The 21,034-nt window shown below is 46.8% G+C and carries 10 protein-coding genes and 1 pseudogene (1 of these 11 running past the window's edge); 7 read left to right on the forward strand and 4 right to left on the reverse strand.

Annotated elements, in window-relative coordinates:
* From ACE1SE_RS08210 to ACE1SE_RS08225, 4 genes are all read right to left on the reverse strand, one after another.
* Positions 1 to 12,161, reverse strand: the 5' portion of a protein-coding gene (locus ACE1SE_RS08210; RefSeq protein ID WP_374053397.1) for a non-ribosomal peptide synthetase. 10,648 nt of this gene lie to the left of the window's left edge; only the first 12,161 of its 22,809 coding nucleotides appear in the window; its start codon is at positions 12,159 to 12,161; its stop codon lies off the left edge, out of view.
* Positions 12,162 to 12,776: 615 nt separating this feature from the next.
* Positions 12,777 to 12,992 carry a cold shock protein CspG gene (gene cspG, locus ACE1SE_RS08215; protein ID WP_374053398.1) on the reverse strand — a complete coding sequence of 72 codons (216 nt, stop codon included), beginning with the start codon at positions 12,990 to 12,992 and terminating at the stop codon, positions 12,777 to 12,779.
* A 272-nt stretch (positions 12,993 to 13,264) separates the two neighbouring features.
* Positions 13,265 to 13,660, reverse strand: a complete 396-nt coding sequence (locus tag ACE1SE_RS08220; protein WP_374053399.1) for a structural protein — start codon at positions 13,658 to 13,660, stop codon at positions 13,265 to 13,267.
* Positions 13,641 to 13,973 (reverse strand): phage holin, lambda family, encoded by a 333-nt coding sequence (locus ACE1SE_RS08225; protein ID WP_099133599.1) that lies wholly within the window; start codon positions 13,971 to 13,973, stop codon positions 13,641 to 13,643. The genes ACE1SE_RS08220 and ACE1SE_RS08225 overlap by 20 nt, the downstream gene beginning before the upstream one ends.
* 393 nt (positions 13,974 to 14,366) lie before the next feature.
* On the opposite strand from ACE1SE_RS08225, the gene adiA reads away from it, so the two are divergent.
* The 7 genes and pseudogenes from adiA (at position 14,367) to ACE1SE_RS08260 (ending at position 20,940) form a co-directional block, all read left to right on the forward strand.
* Positions 14,367 to 16,640, forward strand: a complete 2,274-nt coding sequence (gene adiA, locus ACE1SE_RS08230; protein ID WP_374053400.1) for an arginine decarboxylase — start codon at positions 14,367 to 14,369, stop codon at positions 16,638 to 16,640.
* A gap of 17 nt (positions 16,641 to 16,657) precedes the next feature.
* Entirely contained in the window at positions 16,658 to 18,001 is a 1,344-nt protein-coding gene (gene adiC, locus ACE1SE_RS08235) for an arginine/agmatine antiporter (protein ID WP_374053401.1), read from the forward strand.
* A 138-nt stretch (positions 18,002 to 18,139) separates the two neighbouring features.
* The gene (locus ACE1SE_RS08240; protein ID WP_374053402.1) at positions 18,140 to 18,667 is read left to right on the forward strand and encodes a hypothetical protein; all 528 of its coding nucleotides are present in this window, start codon (positions 18,140 to 18,142) and stop codon (positions 18,665 to 18,667) included.
* A 60-nt stretch (positions 18,668 to 18,727) separates the two neighbouring features.
* Positions 18,728 to 19,504 carry an enterotoxin A family protein gene (locus ACE1SE_RS08245; protein ID WP_374053403.1) on the forward strand — a complete coding sequence of 259 codons (777 nt, stop codon included), beginning with the start codon at positions 18,728 to 18,730 and terminating at the stop codon, positions 19,502 to 19,504.
* 139 nt (positions 19,505 to 19,643) lie between these two features.
* Positions 19,644 to 19,766, forward strand: a pseudogene (locus ACE1SE_RS08250) (nucleoside transporter); the annotation flags it as partial.
* Positions 19,767 to 19,981: 215 nt separating this feature from the next.
* Positions 19,982 to 20,410 (forward strand): universal stress protein, encoded by a 429-nt coding sequence (locus ACE1SE_RS08255; RefSeq protein WP_374053404.1) that lies wholly within the window; start codon positions 19,982 to 19,984, stop codon positions 20,408 to 20,410.
* A 92-nt stretch (positions 20,411 to 20,502) separates the two neighbouring features.
* The gene (locus tag ACE1SE_RS08260) at positions 20,503 to 20,940 is read left to right on the forward strand and encodes a universal stress protein (protein WP_374053405.1); all 438 of its coding nucleotides are present in this window, start codon (positions 20,503 to 20,505) and stop codon (positions 20,938 to 20,940) included.
* The last annotated feature ends 94 nt before the right edge of the window (positions 20,941 to 21,034 follow it).

A 21,034-nucleotide genomic window follows, 5' to 3' on the forward strand; every position in this document is an offset into this window, starting at 1 on the left:
TAGATTTGGGTATTGGCTATGGGGCGGCCAATCGGTGGCGGATTATCGGCTGAGTTATCCTCTGCGCAAGAACAGGAGTAGAGCGTAGCACAGACCGTGGTTTCCGTCGGCCCATAGGCATTGAGCATTTGTCGTCCGGGTGACCAGCGTTTGACTAAGGTTGACGGACAGGCTTCGCCCCCCACCAGCAAGGTTTGTAAGGTATCGGGCAGGGAATCCATTGCGGCCAGTGCAGTGGGCGACAGGAGAACATGGCTGATGGCCTGGTCGGCTAAATAGCCGGATAATACTGCACCGGGCAGTAGATTGGCCCGTTTGGTCAGATAGAGGCGAGCCCCCGTTACCAAAGCCATACAACATTCCCAGATACTGGCATCGAAACTGTTTGAAGCGAACTGTAAAATGCGACTATCTGGGATCAGTGCTAGTGTATGTTGCTGAGTGGTGATCAAATTGCACAGGCTATGATGTTCGATCATGACTCCTTTCGGTTGACCAGTCGAACCGGACGTATAAATGACATAGGCCAGATGGTGTGGCGCCAGCCCTAGCTCCTGTGCGTCTGGGTTATCAGTGGATTGTATTGCCAGACACGATTCTTGGCTATCCAGTAAGAGGATGGGCAAAGCGTCAAATTGAGCGAGCCACTCTGACCGAGCCAGTACAGTTTGGGTCAGTAAAGCCACCGGAGTGGCATCTTCAACCATGTAAGCCAGCCGTTCGGCCGGATAAATGGGATCGAGCGGCACATATGCTCCACCAGCCTTGAGGATAGCCAGCAATCCGATCACCATCTCCAGACTGCGTTCGGCACACAGAGCGACCCGATCGTCCGGCTGTACTCCCAGAGTAATCAGATAATGGGCCAATCGATTAGCACGGCGGTTTAATTCCCCGTAGCTCAGTGTCTGATCTTCACAGACAACCGCAAGGGTATCGGGATGCTGTGCGGCTTGTGCCTCAAATAGTTGGTGGATCAATGCGTTTTGCGGAAAATCCGCCTGAGTGGCATTGAAATCCACCAGCAGTTGTTGCCGTTCTGATGCGGACAGCATGGGTAAAGTAGCAATGTGTTGTGTTTCATCTGCCGTCATGGCGGTCAGTACATTGGTTAAGTAACCGACCATACGCTCAACGGTTGCAGCATCGAACAGATCGGCTGCATAGGTTAGATCACCGACCAGACCGGCTCCGGTTTCAGTCAGTGATAAGGTCAAATCAAAGTGCGCGCGGGGATGCGTCTGTTCAATGGGTATACACCGGATATCGGGAAATGTCAGCGCCTGAGCAGGGGTATTATTTAAGGCCAGCATCACCTGGAAAATCGGGCTATAGCTGAGATTGCGCTCAGGCTGGAGCGCTTCCACCACCTGCTCGAAGGGCAGATCCTGATGGGCATAGGCGGCCAGTGCACGCTCCCGAACCTGAGTGAGCAATTCAGTGACTGTGGTGGAATCATTCAGGGTGACGCGCAAGGCCAGTGTATTAACGAAGAAACCGATTAATCCCTCAAGTTCATGATGCGGGCGGTTGGCGACAGGTGTACCGATAACGATATCATTCAGCCCACTAAGCAGGGACAATACGACGCTCCATGCACTTAGCACGGTCATAAATAAGGTGGTGTTATGGCGTTGCCCAAGCCTTTTCAGTGAGGCCAATAAACCAGCATCAAAGTGCACAGGGACTCGACCACCGACAAAAGTTTGTATAGCTGGACGCGGTCGGTCAGTCGGAAGCGTTAGTAAGACCGGCGCGTCTTCAAGCTGAGTGAACCAGAAATCACGTTGTGCCGCGAGTGTCGCTTCTTGCAGCCAGTGACGTTGCCAGACAGCATAGTCGGCGTACTGGATCGGCAATGGCGGCAAGGCGATATCTTGGCTGTCGAGGATGGTGCGGTAAAGAACGCTGAGTTCATGCATCAGTACACCGATGGACCAGCCATCAGAGATAATATGATGTTGGGTGAGCAGCAAGACATGCTCTTCGTCTGCCAGTTGCAGCAGGTGACCGCGGATCAGCGGGCTTTGGGTCAAGTCAAAAGGCGTCTGTGCTTCAAGAGCGGTCAAATCAGCAATAGGATCGGAGTGCGTTTCTGGTGCTAGCGAACGTAAGTCGTGGTAAGACAGGGCAAAGTTAATGCCAGCCGATTCGATATGCTGATAAGGCTGGCCGGAAACCAGCACAAAGCGGGTACGCAGGCTTTCATGTCGGGCGATCAATTGGTCAAATGCACGGGTTAAGGCAGGGCGATTAAGCTGCCCCGTCAGGCGCAATGCCAGAGGAATATGATAGGCCAGACTAGCTGCTTGATCGATCTGACTCAGGAACCACAGTCTTTGTTGAGCAAAGGACAGAGGTAACTGCTGGTTGCGATCAGTAACAGGGATCATCATCTGGGCCGTTGCCGAAGCGCCAGTCAGTGTTTGAGCCAGATCCATCAAAATGGGTTGGTCAAAGAGTTGCTGGAGTGACAAATCCCGTGCCAAATCTTGGCGTACGTGTGCGGCGAGCTGAACGGCAAGCAGGGAATGACCACCGAGCTCAAAGAAATGATCATAGCGACCCACTTGTTCCAGTCCGAGCAAATTTTGCCAAATCTGAGCGAGGGTGATTTCTGTCTCACTGATGGGAGCTTCATAGCCGCGAGTTGCCACCGCTGATAAATCAGGTGTAGGCAGGGCCTGACGGTTGAGTTTGCCATTGGGCGTCAGCGGAAAGGACTCCAACGTGACAAAAGCATTGGGCAACATATATTCAGCAAGATGCTGAGCGAGTTGCTGGCGCAGTGCAGCAGGCTCCGGTTCAATTCCCTCTTGCGGTAACAGATAGGCCACCAGCCGTTTTTGCCCGGGTTCATCTTCGCGGGCAATCACTACCGCTTCACGTACGCCATCACATTGGGTCAGTCTGGCTTCGATTTCTCCCAACTCAATGCGGAAGCCACGCAACTTAACCTGAAAGTCATTGCGCCCGAGGTATTCGATATTGCCATCGGGTAGCCAGCGGCCGAGGTCACCGGTTTTGTACATGCGGGTATCGGGTTCCGCAGCAAATGGATTGGTCAGGAAATGTTCGGTCGTCAGTTCCGGGTGATTGAGGTAACCGCGGGCTACGCCGGCACCGGCAATGTAAATTTCCCCTGTCACGCCGGTAGGAACGGGGTGGCCGTGTGGGTTCAGGATATAAATCAGGGTATTGGCAATCGGGCGGCCGATAGGAATGGAACGCACCACATCAACGGGAGAACTCATTGTATAGGTAGTAGCAAATGTGGTGGTTTCGGTTGGACCATAGCAATTTATCAGGTGGACGGGTTGAGATTCAGCTAATTGCACCTGTTGTATCTTCCGCGGATCGAGAACATCACCGCCGATAAGCAGATAGCGCAATTGTCCAAACAGGGGCTTGAGGCTATCGAGATATTCGTTGAACAAGCCCACAGTCAACCAGAGGGCGGTGACGCGTTCCTTGATCAGTGCATCACAAAAATGTGCCGGATCGAGCAGCACCGATTGTGGCACCACATGCAGGCGGGCTCCATTGAGCAGGGCGGACCAGATTTCCCAGGTCGAGGCATCAAAAGCGATATTGGCACAATGGGCGACACAGTCATTCGGATTAATATCTGCAAAGCCATTATTAACGATGAGACGAAGGACATTGCGATGTTCGACCATCACGCCTTTAGGCTGCCCGGTAGAGCCAGAGGTATAGATCACATAGGCCAAATTCTGTGATATCAGGCCCAGTGTTTGTGTATTGGGGTTGTGAGTCGGTTGTGTCGCCCAAAACGGTTCTTGGGTATCAAGCAATACCGTAGGTATCAGGTTGTTTAGCCTGCTGACTTGTGCGGTCTGGGTCAGCAGAACCACAGGCTCTGCATCCTCAAGCATATAAACCAGTCGTTCAGTCGGGTAGCCTGGATCGAGCGGCACGTAGGCTCCGCCAGCCTTGAGAATAGCCAGCAAACCAACCACTGTTTCCAGACTGCGTTCGGCGCAGAGGGCAATTCGATCGTCTGGACGCACACCCAGCGCAATCAGGTAATGGGCCAGCCGGTTGGCACGGCGGTTAAGTTCGTCATAGCTCAGGGATTGTTCTGCAAACACGACGGCTGTTGCATCGGGGCAAAGTTCCACTTGGGTTTCGAACAGTTGGTGGATCAAGGCATTTTGTGGAAAATCCACTTGCGTGTCATTAAAGCCTACCAACAGTTGTTGCCGTTCTGGCGCTGGTAAAATTGATAGATCTTGAATTAATTGTTGTGGTTTATGAGCCAAAGCATCGACCAATCCACTGATAGTAGTCGTCAGATAAGTCGTTATGCGTGTCGGATCAATACCTGCCACTGTTTGTGCGGTCAGGCGGAAACCGATACCCATATCATCTACCGATAAGGTAATCGGATAGTTAGTCCGTTCCTCAATGGCAACAATACGCATATCTATTTGAGGTATTTCAATTACATTAGCTTCGTCGCCCTCGGTGATTTGGCTGTGACGGTAATTGAGCAGGGTACTGAACAGCGGTATTGACTGTGCCACACCGCTACAACGTTGAGCCAGTGCTAATGGTGCCTGTTCGTGTTCCAGTAGTGCCGTTAAATTGTGATAGGTAAGCTGCACTACTTCCTGCACACGATGAGCAGTGAAGGAAATTCGGATTGGCAGGGTATTAATAAATATCCCCAATGTTCGGGCAGCACCTGCACCTCCCTGTAATCGGCCTGATAGTACGGAGCCAAAGACCACATCATCGCGGCCGCTGGTTTGAGCCAGCACTTGTGCCCACGCGACATGGAACAGGACACCTGAACTGACTCCCAGACGGCGGGCTTGAGTACGTATAGCCTGTGCCAGAGTAGGAGCGAGCGAGAGATGGGCTTCAACGATCGGTTCATTATCATCCTGCATTGAGAGTACATCGAAGGGTGCCGTCGGTGTGTCGATATCAGCCAGTTGAGAGCGGAAATAAGCTTCGTGCTCAGTATCCGGCACGCTTAAGGTTTGGGCGATAAAGTTGCGATAGGGCAACGTTGCTGGCAGGATATCTGCATCTCCCTGTTGTATTTGGGCAATTTCGGCAAAAATCAGCTCAAGTGTCATATGATCACTGACCAGATGATGGAAACGCAGAGATAGCAACCATTCATCCCGTGTCGGATCATGGGCAATATCAGCAGCGAATAGCGGGGCACGGCTCAAATCGAGACGATGCCGACGCGGGTTTGTCTTTTCCTGTAGCTGAGACAGGACGTTATCTGCCATATCAGGGACGAAGACATTGATACACAACGGTGCCTGGCGCCAGACTACCTGAACTGGCCTGATCAATCCTTGCCAGCAGGCCGCAGTACGCAGGATATCGTGGCGGTCAATGACTTGTTGGAACGCGGTCAGGAAGGTGTCAAGGCGCTCACGAGTTTTGAAAGCAAGCAGGGTCTGTAACAGGTAAGTGTCACCTTGGGTTTGACGCAAATGGTGGAACAGGATACCTTCTTGTAACGGTGCCAATGGATAAATATCCTGTATATTGCTGGCCCCGCCAGGAGTTGCTTCAACGATGGTATCAATCTCGGTTTGGGCCAATGAAACCAGTGGCAGCATATCAGGCGTAATGGCTGTGCAATCGACAGGAATACAGTTAGGTGGCACCATGAAAGCGTCGATATCACCCTTAATTGCCTGTGCCATCTCAGTCAGGACAGGTGCAGAGAACACACTGCGAACATCAAGCTGCCAGCCGAGGCTGTACAGCCGTTCGATCAGGCTGACAATCATCAATGAGTGCCCGCCAAGTTCAAAGAAATGGTCATGACGGCCGATTTGTTCCAATCCTAATAGATCCTGCCAGATCTGCGCCAGAGCGATTTCCATCTCTCCGTGTGGGGCTTCATAGCCACGTGCTATCACTGAAAACGCATCAGGAGCAGGGAGAGCCTGACGGTCAAGTTTACCGTTGGCAGTCAGCGGGAAAGTATCGAGTACCACAAAGGCACTGGGCAGCATGTATTCAGCGAGGTGTTGGGCAAGCTGTTGGCGTAGTTCTGCAGGAACCAGCTCAATGCCGTTCTGAGGTCGCAAATAGGCGACTAGTCGTTTCTGTCCTCCCGTGTTTATATCTTCTGTGTTTCGATGAACAATATCAGTATCTTCACGGGCAATCACTACCGCTTCTTGCACACCATGGCATTGCATCAGACGGGTTTCGATTTCCCCCGGTTCGATACGGAAGCCACGCAATTTAACCTGAAAATCATTGCGACCAAGGTAGTCAATCGTACCATCGGGTAGCCAGCGGCCGAGGTCGCCGGTTTTGTACATGCGGGCATCGGGATCTGAAGAGAATGGATTAATAAAGAAACGTTTTGCGGTCAGTTCAGGACGATTCAGGTAACCACGGGCAACCCCTGCACCGGCAATATGTATTTCCCCGACAGCACCAAGTGGTACAGGCTGTCTATGTGGATCCAGAATATAAATCTGGGTATTGGCAATCGGTCGCCCAATATGGCTATTAAATCCCGTTGTCCGGTTCATTCGAGTCCAGGTCGAATACGTCGTGGTCTCAGAAGGACCATACAGATTGTACACATTCTGTACGGAAGAGTGGGCAAATAAATGTTCAACAATATGTGGCTTTACTTTTTCCCCCGCTAAATTGATAGTCCGAATGTTCACGGGTAGCGCATTGGTTTCCACAAGGTGTGAGATGGCCGATGGTACGGTATTGATAAGACTGACTAGTGATTTTGTGGTGACTGAGCTTGTATGGATCAGTGACAGTATGTCAGGAACAAGGTGAACCGTACCACCAAGGAGCAAAGGGGCAAAGCATTCGTATACCGATAAATCAAAATTCAGTGAAGTAGCAAAAAGTGTGTGTGCTAACTCCTCCTGACTAAACGTCTGTTGTGCCCAGATCAGGAAATTCACTGTATTGCGGTGCTCGATTGCCACGCCTTTAGGCAAACCGGTAGAGCCTGACGTGTAGATAATATAGGCCAGATGGCGTGAGGTTAACCCTAGTGCTTGTGCGTCGGGATTATGAGCTGGCAGTTTCGTTATACATGGTTCTTGAGTGCTGAGTATGTTATCGAGTAAAACAGTGGGTATCGTGTTAGTCAGCTTATCGGCAAGTGTTGTTTGAGTCAGTATCACTATCGGCGCTGAGTCTGCAAGCATATGCATCAGCCGTTCGGTTGGATAGGCCGGATCGAACGGCACATAGGCACCACCCGCCTTGAGAATGCCAAGTAAACCCACCATCATGTCCAGATTGCGATCAACACAAATCGCTACCCGATCATCTGGGCGTATCCCTAAGGCAATAAGATGATGGGCCAGTTGATTGGCTCGGCGGTTCAATTCATCATAACTGAGTGTCTGATCTCTACACACTACCGCTGTAGTGCTGGGGCTGTTTACCACCTGTTCTTCAAACAGTTGGTGGATCAATGCATCTTGCGGGAAGTCTGCTTGGGTGGCGTTAAAATCCACCAGCAGTTGGTGCCGTTCTGAAGCTGACAACATCGGCAAGTTTGCAATGACTTGGGTTGCATCGGTTGCCATTGCTGCCAGTACCCGCTGCAAATAGCCGACTATACGTTCAACCGTTGCAGCATCAAACAGATCGGAGGCATATTCCAGTCCACCGACTAAACCAGCCTCGGTTTCAGTTAACAACAACATTAAATCAAAGTGGGCACTATGTGTCGCCAGTTCAACTCGGGAGATCTGCAAACTGGATGACGTTTGGCTTTGAACCGGAGTGTTGTCTAAAGCCAGCATAACCTGGAATATTGGGCTATGACTTAAGTTGCGCTCAGGTTGCAATGCTTCCACCACCTGCTCGAAGGGCAGATCCTGATGGGCATAGGCGGTTAACGCCTGCTCCCGAACCTGTGTAAGAAGTTCAGTTACACTGAGATCCACATTTAATTTGACACGCAAGGCCAATGTATTGACGAAAAAACCAACCAATCCTTCAAGCTCACGATTTGGACGGTTAGCGACAGGAGTGCCGATGACAATATCATCCTGACCACTAAGCCTGGCGAGTACAATACTCCAGCCAGCCAATAGGGTCATAAACAAGGTGCTGTTATGACGTTGTCCAACTTCCTTAAGTGAATTCAGTACCGAGGTATCAAGGTGGAAAGGCACTTGTCTGCCGACATAGGTCTGTACCGCTGGGCGTGGTCGATCGGTCGGGAGTGACAATAACGCGGGCGCATTTTCAAGTTGGTTGAGCCAGAAGTTTCGTTGTGCAGTAAATATCTCTCCTTGCAACCCGTTACGCTGCCAGATGGCATAATCGGCGTACTGAATGGGCAGTTGTGGCAAAGGATCATTATGGTCGTTGAGAATTGCATGATAGAAAACATCCAGTTCGCGTACCAGCACCCTGATGGACCAGCCGTCAGCGATAATGTGATGCAGGGTGATCAGCAGCACGTGTTCCTTATCGGCCAGTTGTAGCAGTTGACCGCGGATAAGCGGTCCCTGAGCAAAATCGAAAGGGGTTTGTGCCTCAAGAGTAGCGAGTTCAGTGACACGGTCGAGATGTAAAGCGGGATCGAGCTGACGCAAGTCCTGACAGGACAGGGCAAAACCGATATCCGCAGGGTCGATTTGCTGGCTGGGTTGGTTTTCAACCAGCACAAAACGTGTCCGCAGACTTTCATGCCGCGCCACCAGACGATCAAGTGCGGTGGTCAGTGCATGGTGATTAAGTTGACCAGTCAGGCGTAGTGCGACAGGAATATGATAGGCCTGACTCGCCGCCGGATCGAGCTGGCCGAGGAACCACAATCGCTGTTGGGCAAAGGACAAAGGCAAGGGCTGGCTGCGATCAGCAAGGGGGATGACTGTTTGTGTGATAGTGGCCGCTTCTGTCAACATCCGGGCCAGTGCCATCAGGATCGGCTGAGCAAACAGGGTTTGTAACGGTAACTCTCGCGCCAGTACCTGACGGATACGGGCGACAAGCTGGACAGCAAGCAGGGAATGCCCGCCCAGCTCAAAGAAATGATCATGACGGCCAACTCGCTCCAGTCCCAGCAAGTCTTGCCAGATTTGTGCCAACGCAATTTCTATGTCACCGGCGGGCGCTTCATAGCTGCGTGTCACTACGGCAGAATCATCCGGCGCAGGGAGTGCCTGACGGTTGAGTTTACCATTGGGCGTGAGTGGAAAGGTTTCCAGCATCACAAATGCCCCGGGCAGCATATAATCGGCCAGGTGTCGGGCGAGTTGTTGACGCAGTTCAGCGGGCACCAGTTCAGCGCCAGCCAGCGGCCGCAGATAGGCCACCAACCGTTTCTGCCCCGGCTCATCTTCACGGGCAATCACCACGGCTTCGCGCACCCCGTGACACTGCATAAGCTGTGTTTCGATTTCCCCCAATTCAATGCGGAAACCCCGCAGTTTGACCTGAAAGTCATTGCGGCCAAGGTAGTCGATATGGCCATCGGGTCGCCAGCGGCCCAGGTCACCGGTTTTGTACATGCGGTCATCGGGATGTGGGGAAAACGGGTCAACAAGGAAACGTTCAGCCGTCAGTTCAGGCCGGTTGAGATACCCCCGGGCGACGCCGGCCCCGGCGATATAGATTTCCCCGGTCACGCCCAAAGGCACAGGCTGGCCGTTCCCATCAAGAAGATAAATTCGATTGTTGGCTATCGGGCGCCCGATGGGTGGCAATACTGGCCATGGTGCTATTTCCTCACCCAATTGGTATGCCGTAGCGACATGGCTTTCCGTCGGGCCATAGTGATTATGCAACCGGCAGTTGGCCTGTTGCAGGAAACGCTGAATGGCCGGCGTAATACGCAATTGCTCACCGGCAGTGATGATATGCGCCAGACAGGAAACATCTTCGCGGCTGTCACTGGCGGCTTCAGCCAGATGCTGGAGCGCAATGTAGGGCAGGAAAATTCGGTCAATCTGTTGTTGTTGAATCAGCCGGAGAAGCTGTTGTGGCGTCCGCCGCAGCGTTTCGTTAATCAGGACCAGACAGCCGCCTTCACACAGGGTGGTGAATATTTCCTGAAAGGCGACATCGAAGCCCAGCGCTGCAAATTGCAGGGTTTTGCCGGTGCCGATGGGCGGTGAAGGGGTGTGTCGGTGCCATTGCAATAAGTTTGACAAGGCCGCCAGCGGCATTTCCACCCCCTTGGGTAAGCCAGTGGAGCCGGACGTGTAGATAACATAGGCCAGATGGTGCGGAGTCAGCCCCATTTTCTGCGAATCGGGATTGTGAGTTGGTTGTTCCGCAAGGTCAGTGGCTTCGCGGGCATCAAGCCGCAGGGTGAGATAGCCGGCTGCGGTCGTGGTGCCCGCATGATTCAGGGTGTCGGCGAGGGGCGTCTGGGTAAGTAAGGCCACGGGGGCGGCATCCTTAAGCATATACGTCAGCCGTTCAGTCGGGTAGGCCGGATCGAGCGGGACGTAGGCCCCGCCGGCTTTCAGGATCGCCAGTAAGCCGACCACCATTTCCAGGCTGCGTTCGACACAAATCGCCACGCGCTTGTCTGGACGGACGCCCTGCGCAATCAGATAATGGGCCAGCCGATTAGCACGGCGGTTCAGTTCGCCATAGCGAATAGTTTGCCCTTCAAATACCACGGCGGGTGCATTGGGTTGTTGCTCTGCCAGTGCTTCAAACTGAGTGTGGATTAAGGTATCGGGCGGGAAATCCATCTGGGTGGCATTGAAATCTGCCAGTAATTGTTGCTGCTCTGTTAGCGGTAATAGGGGTAAGTTTCGGATCTGGGTTTTCGGAGACGTCAGGGCAGCTTCTATCAACACCATGAGGCGAGACTGGAGTGCTATTACTTCAGCACGACTCAGGTAATTGGGTGAAAAATTAAACTCAAGCGTGACAGGCTTATAGGAATCCTCACTGTTAGCAAATGTATATTGGTGGACAGCGATAACAAGCGGAAATGGTGCGCCACGTTGTATTTGGCAGTATTTGAGTGTGGCGTCGGGTATATCGGCGTTTACATCTATCCACTCAAATGACAGCATGATATCGAATAACTGAGCACGTCCGGTCTGCTGTTGGATTTGTATAAGCCGATTGATTTCTGCGATTGGTAAGCGCTGACGTTTGTAGCAACGGCGCAATTCTGCTGCGGTTTTGCCCATCACATCAAGGAAAGTATCATAGGGCGAAACGGTTATACCAACCGGAATCACCGACGAAAACATCCCCACTGTGCGTTTTTGTTTGTTGTTTTTACGGTTATGTACGGGAATGCCGATAACAATCTCTTCATCTTCGGTACGGTCTGTCAGCGAGTAAGTCGTTCGGAAAAAATAGCAAGCCAGCGCGGCATACATAAAATGCAGAACAGACAATCCATGTGCAGCGGCAGTGTCTTCGATTCGCTGGAAAAGCGTTTTATCCAGTGACCAGATTAGCGGTTCGGCATGTTCGCTATCTGTTGTTTTCTCTAAGTTTGATGGCTGAATTAAGGCTGGCGGTAAGTTTTTATAGCGCTCTGACCAGAATTGCTGGTCTTGCAGATAGCGCTGTGAGTTTAAATAGGCATGATCCTCATTAATAAAATCGAGATAAGAGGGCGCTGTTTTAGTAAATTCATCTTCCCTGCTTAACCGAGTATATGTGTTGGCTATCTCTTCGGGAATAAGCCCTAAAGTAATCCCATCTCCGATGAGATGGTGGCAGCAGAAATGCCAGTACCAACGATTATCACTTACCCGTAATAGTTCAAAACGCCATAGTTCATTGTACAAATCAAACGGACGCATGAAAGCAGTACGGATATATTGTTCAGCCTGTTCTTCTGCGTTGTCATGATCTGAGAAATCGTGGATTGCCACGGATACAGGCAAAGTGTCGGTGAGTGCTTGTAGCGGCAATTCCTGAGTTTTAACGAGTCGTAAACGCAATGCATCATGACGATAAACAACGGCTTCAACAGCGCGTACTAACAGCGCTTCATCCAACTTTCCTTTAACCAGAATTACTGAACCTAAGTTATAGCAGATACTATGAGGCCGGAAGAGCTGGTCGAGCCAGACAACTTGCTGGGGAGAACTGAGTGGGAATTTGTAAGAGGGAGATGAAGAAGCATTCTCTAATGAAAGTTGGTTTTCGTTATTAATATCATTGCATGACATAGGCATTGCTTAACTCCTGCTCGTGAGACTGGTTAATCGGGTTAATAATGAATTAAATTTGATTTATGTGGCATTACTGCGCACTGGAGATATGAAGAACTAACTCTTTATGAGCAGGTACTTTATTTTTAAAATTTTCGCTATAAAAGGGATTTAGACCATTTATTTTTGATAGGAGTTTTTAAAAATTCTGATGGTGTGTTTATGTGGAGAGTTTTTTAGGGGGCTTAACAGAACATTTATGGCGATCTATGGGATTATCATATACTGGCTCTTAATCATCCAGTTCTCAAAATCCCTATATAATGTTTTGTTCTTACATAATCTTCTTTGCGGTGTTGCGGTGTTGCGGTGTTGCGGTGTATTGAAGGCATCCGGCATAAATATCTCCCGCTGGAAAAAGGATTAACTAGCACGGGAACACGGTGGAAGCAGAAGATTTTAGCAGTTCAGGAAGGATAGAACGCTTCTATTGATAATGAAGCCAAAGAGGGTGTGTTTCAGAAACCGGTCCGGTTTTATCCATACCGGCAACTGAAAATATTCTGATATCCCATCACTCTGTCCACTCAAGCCAGGGGCTGTCTTCGTTATCGCAGAGGAAGGGATTCAGGGAAGATTTTACGCTGTAGGTACAACGTTTACTGCTGCCGGACCTTTGGCACCTTTCTCGATGGAGAATTCGACCTTCTGGCCTTCGAACAAAGTGCGGTAGTCGTTACTCTGTATAGCGGAGAAATGTACGAACACGTCTTTGCTTCCATCGGAAGGAGAGATAAAACCAAAACCTTTATCCGCATTAAACCATTTTACTAAACCAGTCATTTTATTAGACATGTGATATTTCCTTTGATTGAGCCTTGTTAGGCGAATATGGCTTGTTTTACAGAAACTACTTAGCGCTTAATGGAGAAACTCAAAAAGAAGGGGATATCTGGGATAACGCCTGAGGATGAGAACTGCTTTAATAAACTGCTTTGTATGAGGTCTGTCTTTCAAACCGACCCAGCTATTAACGCATGATCGCGAATATTAAGCAAGTTATATTTTAGCTATCTGGTGGGATACGATACTGTTGAAAATCACCGCCTGCTGGCGGTGATTAGAATTTATAACAATTCAAATGCTCGTTTAATGACTTCATCGGGATAAGGCTGTTGGCCGTTTTCCATTTGAATGATAGCCTTAACCAGTCGGCTCATTGTGGCGACATTTTCTACATCCACCACGGCACTGCTAGCTATGCCAACTGATTTACAGACATAAGCGATATAACTCTCGGTATTATTTTCATTCGGTGGTGCCCAGCGGGAAATAAACTGACGAATAGTATTGTCCCCGTATTTGCGTTCGTAGTTGCGCAGAATTTTTAGCATCGCCCGTATGCCATATTCCGGCGCCCCAAATTGACAAAATGATTTGTCTGTCTGGATATCACGCAAACCCTGCCATTTGTCTCCATGACGGATATTGCCTGGGTTGTGGTTACGAATCCCTCTTGTCATTGTTATCTCCTAAACGTTTATTGATGGCACGAATGGCAAACTCTCGTATTTTCTCTACGCCAATAAAACCAACGGCACCGCCGAGGGCAGGTGAAATACTGTTTGGAATACCAAATAATTCCAGTCCACTGGAAAATCCCCACGACAGCGCTCCACATAGTAGCGGCTCGACCCAGCGATTTTTCCGCTCCACACCGTCATAAATAAGCCGACCGTAACAGATCATGATGGCCAAAATAGAACCAGAAATTTGTGGCCAAGCGTTTCTTAGACCGTTTAATAAATCGGCCCATAAATCAGGATGTTCTTTCATTATTGTTCCCATAATTTAGTGATGGGCATCATCAGCACTTACTTAATGACGTCCCGTACCCTTTAATAGTAACGCTGGTAAAGAAAATCCACATGGTTACGCTATTGTGCTCTGGCTCTTACTAAACCCATAAACGTCAAATTTCAGAGATAGACAAAAGACAAATGGATTGCACAAATTCAAATAGACACTATATTAATCAGTGTAACTTTTAATCATAAAATTATATTTTAACAAATAATTAACTTGGATGATTATATTATTGGTAGCTTTCACTGTGTCTCATTTAGCATCGTTAAATTTTCCTGATCGTATCAACTATTCGATGATTATTACCAAGTAACTCTGAATTTATCCTGTCAGTTCAAGAGAGATAGAGTAAGGAATAATGTCATGAAAGTATTGATAGCAGAAAACGAAGTGGGTACACGATATCATAGTCACTATGTGGAAAATGCTGTACATAGGTTGGCTGATAAATTAATCGAGAAAGATGTGAATGTTATTATTGCTGAGTCTTTTGATGATAGTTATACAATAATTTCAGCCAATGAATCGTTCGATTGTTTAATGATAAGCTGTGCACTCATCGATAATGATTTATATCTTCAAATACAGAAACTACTCAATAAGTTATTTGAACGACAGGAAAATGTTCCGGTCTTTTTGTTAAGTGATCGGGAAAAAGCGGTATTTTTGCTAAATCATGAATTACTTGAACAGTTAACTGAATTTGCTTGGATATTGGAAGATTCTGCGGATTTTATTGCTGGCCGTGCCATTGCAGCTATGCAACGTTATCGTCAACAATTATTTCCTCCTTTAATGTCAGCATTGATGAAATACAGCCGAACCTATGAATACTCCTGGGCGGCGCCTGGGCATCAAGGGGGCGTCGGATTTAATAAAACACCGGTTGGCCGCTTTTATCATGACTATTATGGGGAAAATCTTTTCCGTACCGATATGGGAATTGAGCGAGCTTCATTGGGTTCGTTATTAGATCATTCCGGTGCATTTGGTGAAAGTGAAAGAAACGCCGCCAGAGTGTTTGGTGCAGACCATTCTTATTCTGTCGTGGTCGGAACGTCAGGCTCTAACCGTACGATTATGCAGGCTTGTATGACCGAAGATGACGTGGTCATCATTGACCGAAATTGCCATAAATCCATTGAGCAAGGGCTGATACTGACAGGGGCTAAACCAATCTATATGCTGCCCAGCCGTAACCGCTATGGCATCATTGGGCCTATCTATCCACAAGAAATGCAGGCTAAAACATTACAGAAAAAACTGAAGCAAAATCCACTGATCCAAGGCATGGCTAATCAGAAACCTGTTTATAGCGTAGTGACAAACTGTACCTATGATGGTGTTTGTTATAACGCTAAACATGTACAGGAGTTATTAGATAAAAGTGTCGATAGAATACATTTTGATGAAGCATGGTATGGTTATGCGCGGTTTAACCCGATTTATCATGATCATTTTGCCATGCGCGGAAACCCGAAAAACCACGCCGGACCGACAGTCTTTGCTACCCATTCATCTCACAAGTTGTTGAATGCACTCTCTCAAGCCTCTTTTATCCACGTACGGGACGGACGTAACCCTGTGGAATTTTCAAGGTTTAATCAAGCTTACATGATGCATGCAACAACTTCTCCTTTGTATGCAATTTGCGCTTCAAATGATATCGCGGTTTCAATGATGGATGGCAATAGTGGTTACTCATTGACACAGGAAGTTATTGAAGAAGCTGTTGATTTTCGTCAGGCATTAGCGCGCTTGAATCGAGATTTCAGTAAGAAAGGGGATTGGTTCTTTAAACCCTGGAATCAGGAAAAAGTCACAGATCCTGCGACTGGTAAGAAAATGGCTTTTGAGGATGCCCCCAAGGAACTACTGACGAAAGAACAGAGTTGTTGGGTAATGCGTCCGGGAGACAGTTGGCACGGATTTGAAGATTTACCTGATAACTGGAGTATGCTTGATCCGATAAAAGTCAGCATATTGGCTCCGGGCATGGGGGATAATGGTAAGTTGAAAAAACAGGGTGTGCCGGCAGCATTAGTCACCGCATGGTTAAGCCAGCACGGTATCGTACCGACCCGTACCACGGACTTCCAAATTATGTTCCTGTTTTCAATGGGGATCACCAAAGGAAAATGGGGAACACTGCTTAACACCTTGTTGTCTTTCAAACACCATTATGATGCTAATACACCGTTGAATAACGTTTTGCCGGATTTGGTAGGGCAGCACCCAGAGGCATATGAGCATTTAGGATTGAAAGAATTAGGCGATAACATGTTCGATTATTTACGGCAGAATAATCCGGGTGAAAAACTGAATCGGGCATATGCGGGTTTACCCAAAATGGAAATGACTCCGCGAGCCGCTTATCAGGCCATTGTGACCAATAATGTGGAAATGGTGGCACTGGACGATTTACCTCATCGCATTGCTGCGAACTCTATCATTCCATATCCGCCCGGTATTCCTATGTTGCTTTCAGGTGAGAACTTTGGTGATAAAACCAGTCCCCAAATTGGATATTTACACGCATTACAAAAGTGGGATCACGAATTTCCTGGTTTTGAGCATGAAACGGAAGGCACAGAGATTATCAACGGCATTTATCACGTCATGTGTATAAAAAAGTGAAAATGGGAAGATAAATTATGGCTATTGTTTCAGAGGCAAATGTTTCAGAGGCAAAAAAAGTCGGATTGATCCCTGTTACTCTGATGGTTGCGGGTAACATCATGGGATCGGGTGTTTTTCTTCTGCCAGCCAGCCTGGCTTCAACAGGGGGTATTGCGATCCTTGGATGGCTGGTGACCATCATTGGTGCCGTGGGGTTATCAATCGTCTATGCGAAAATCTCCTCACTGGATGACAGCCCTGGGGGTTCTTATGCCTATGCACGACGGGCCTTTGGCCCTTTTTTAGGTTATCAGACTAATATTTTATATTGGTTGGCGTGTTGGATCGGTAATATTGCTATGGTTGTGATTGGGGTTGGTTATCTGAGCTATTTTTTCCCCGTCCTGAAAGATCCCATTATTTTAACCGTCACTTGTACAGTCATACTGTGGATATTTGTCATTTTGAACATTATCGGGCCGCATGTTATTACCAGAGTGCAAGCGGTGGCGACAACCTTAGCATTGATTCCGATTGTAGCAACCGCCGTATTGGGTTGGTTCTGGTTCAACAGTAAAACATATATGGATGCGTGGAACGTCAGTGGATTAAATACCTTTGGCGCGATTCAGAGTATTTTAAACGTAACATTATGGTCTTTTATTGGCGTTGAAAGTGCTTCTGTTGCGGCTGGTGTGGTTAAAAATCCTAAGCGTAACGTACCGATTGCAACTATTGGTGGTGTGCTGATTGCGGCCGTCTGTTATGTTCTGTCCAGCAGTGTGATTATGGGCATGATCCCCAATGCGGCGTTGAAAATTTCATCTTCACCTTTTGGTGATGCTGCCCGATTGGCATTGGGAGATACCGCCGGAGCAGTCGTTGCCTTTTGTGCTGCGGCAGGCTGTTTGGGCTCATTGGGTGGTTGGACATTGCTTGCGGGGCAAACAGCCAAAGCTGCCGCAGATGATGGATTGTTTCCTTCAATCTTTGCCAAAGTAAACAAAGCGGGAACTCCGGTTGCAGGTTTGTTGATCCTAGGTATCTTAATGACGATTTTCCAACTCAGTAGTATTTCTCCAAATGCAGCGAAAGAATTTGGATTAGTCTCTTCCGTCTCTGTTATTTTTACCTTAATCCCTTACTTATATACCTGTGCAGCTTTGCTGTTAATTGGTCATGGTCATCTTGGGCAAGAGAAAACGCGATATATCATCATTACGTTTATCGCCTTCATTTATTGCATCTGGGCAGTTTTAGGAACTGGAACAAAAGAAGTGGTATGGACACTCGTTGTCATGATGGTCATAACGGCAATGTATACCTTTAACTACAATACGAAACATCCTGTTCCTTTTCCGTTAGATAAAAAAGTTTAACTGCGATTTTTGGGTGTCACTATTTTGGTGCTGTCATTACAGCACTTTTTTTTGATCAAAAAACATTCGTGATCTGTGATCTTGCCCCGATATTGACGCTTCTGTGTGTAGTATTTAAATAACAAAGGAAATGATTTCATGCTTGATTCAGAGGGCAAGGTGTTGCTTTGCAGATTGTTATCTTTCTTTTGGAGAAATAAGATTATGAAAAAATATATATTACTCATACTGGTAATGATAGCTCTGAGTTGTTCGGCTTGCTCAAGTGATATGAAAATAACAGAGACAAAACATTTTCTAAAACCTGACGATATTGTCCTTAAATCAGATAATCTCGGACTGGCCGGTATGAAGGAATGTGGAAAAGGTTATGTGGTTGGGGTATGGTCACATCTTAATGAATGGAATGAATGGGGAGTTTGGTTATCAGAAAAAGGGCGGAGTTATAGTTATGGTGATTCCAAATTTTATTGGGCTTACGATTATTTAAATCTCGACCATGATAATGGAAGAAATGCTTATGCAACTATTCTGGCAGCCGAGGCCACTGGGCAGATAGTGGAGCTTTTAGATGATAAACCGGGTAACTGTATGATACTTACTGTAGGTAAAGAAAGTAAATTTGATGGACCGAGATTCAATTCAGTAAAAGCCTTTTTCCCATAATCATGAATTATTTTTCTGGTTTCTCTGAAAATTAGTAAAATTTCAAGTGAGGAACATTTAATGAGAATTTTAAAACTCCTTTATTTATTATTATGCGTTGTATTTTTATACACAGCGCAATCCTATGCTCAGCCACCAGTTTATACAGTTTACCGAATGGATTACCGCTCTCTAGAAGAAATCATCGCAGCAGGAGGGTTTCGTCCCCTAGGTACGAATGATGATGTTGCGCGGCATGTTCAGGGGATTGAGCCGCAGAATCCACTAGATCCGGCTGAAAATTCAGCATTTGTTGCAACGTCTACCGATAGAGCATTTGCTTATGACTGGGGTTCCGCTTTTCTAGATGAGCAACACGATCCATTCTATCTTTATGACATACGGCCAACCTCCAATTTTTATAGTGTGGTTTTAACATTAGAGCACCTTTATCAGCAGACAAATAATGAAAGATATCGAGATTTGATTAGGAATTTTGGATACCAGCAAGAATATGTAGCAGCCCGAGGTGGTATTGATATCACGCAAATTCGTGGAGCTCAGAGGTTTGAATATGTTAGAAACACCAATGATTACGTTAGAAGTGGTGGTTATATAAATAACCCATATTACCAGCAGGCTGATACACTACCCAATACCGGCCCTTATATACAGCGCTCCCAATCACCAAATGAAATAATCACACCTGTATCTTATTGTGCTATCAATCTGTCTTTGCCACGTTATTCTATTCGTCTTACAGCCAGTACTCAAGATAAATACCCATTTTTAAAAAAATTAAAGACATGTCATGACAGCTTATCGACAATCGCTTTTTTAAACGCCGTTTTTTTATAATCGTGTTCAATTTAATTTCACTCCACTCCACCTTCGAACAGGTGGAGTGATGAGTTCTGGATTAATAAGAGGATTTTTGAGTCGAAATAGTAACATTCTCTACTTATTACCTTAATCAATAAGGTTTGTGAAATAAATCATGAAAATTAGCAAAATAGAAGCCTTTGCCGCAGTAACAACAATATTTCTTGGGCAAAATGAATTACCTGCCGTTTTAAAGCCTTTTGTCAACAAGATAAACCGTAATAGACTTTGCACGGCTTGGCCTTAGAGCATTGCTGGCAGCGACTTTATCTAATCTTATGAGTGCAACAATTGCAGGGATGTTTATGCGTTTATCTGGCTAATCTCTATCCATAAATCTGAATAGGAGCTAACATGTTTTAGGTGTTAGATAACTCACAGTAAGTTTTCCACATTTCAATATACTAAAAGAAATCAGGATAACTGGGTATTTCGATAAGTAGGAGCGTGCATATGTACAAAACTATTTTAGTACCAGTAGATATTTCAGAAGAAGATCTAACCGGCAAAGCCGTTGATTGCGCTCTTAAAATTGCCAGAGAAACAGGAGCCAAATTACATTTTTTACATGTATTACCCATTTCATCGGCGATTATTAATGCTTATGCATTAGGCTATATGGAAATTAAGGACAAGGCGACTATCAAGGCAGAACGAGACTTGAAAAAGCTGGTTGATTCCATTGAATTACCAAATCGACAGATCTCCTATTCGATTGCATTTGGTTCACCAAGAGACGAAATCACTGCTACAGCGGATGAAATTGGCGCTGATTTGATTGTTATCGGTTCAAGACGACCTAATATCACGACGCATCTGTTGGGTTCCAGCTCTGCTGGAGTTGTCAGATATGCAAAAACATCTGTATTAGTAGTGCGATAATTATTGGTAGTGATAATGATAATATATTGATTTTACTGCTTTTAACTGATACTCAATAGCCAGCGGTTATATCCGATTACAGGGGAATATGTATGTATAACACGATTTTAGTTCCAATTGATATTGCGGAAGATATATTAACTGATAATGCAATCAAACATGCTGAATATTTAGCAAAAATATCTGATGCAAAGATTCATCTTTTTCACTCTGTGCCAGATATTTCCCGATTTTCCGTGAATTATAGTTATCACTATGATTTATTGAGTGCTTTTGCCAAAAAAGCAATAGCAAATTCTGAAGAGGAACTGAAAAAAGTTGCAGAACGAATTGATGTACCTAAAGATAGGGTATCATTCTCTGTTGCCTTTGGCTCTCCAAGGGATAAAGTGTTATCTACAGCGAGTGAGATTAATGCAGATTTGATTATTGTCGGATCTCGTCGGCCAGATATCTCAACTCACTTGCTGGGTTCAAATGCGTCGAGCATTGTAGGATATGCCAATATCTCTGTTTTAGTTGTGAGATAATCGACTGCTTCTGGATGAAGTTGATTTTTATCTGTAAAAACCGTGCTTGAACATAGCACGGTTTATGTGGGTTATGGAAAACTACAGAGAAAAT

Origin of the sequence: Xenorhabdus taiwanensis, from assembly GCF_036512875.1 — a bacterium.
Classification (GTDB): Bacteria; Pseudomonadota; Gammaproteobacteria; order Enterobacterales; family Enterobacteriaceae; genus Xenorhabdus; species Xenorhabdus taiwanensis.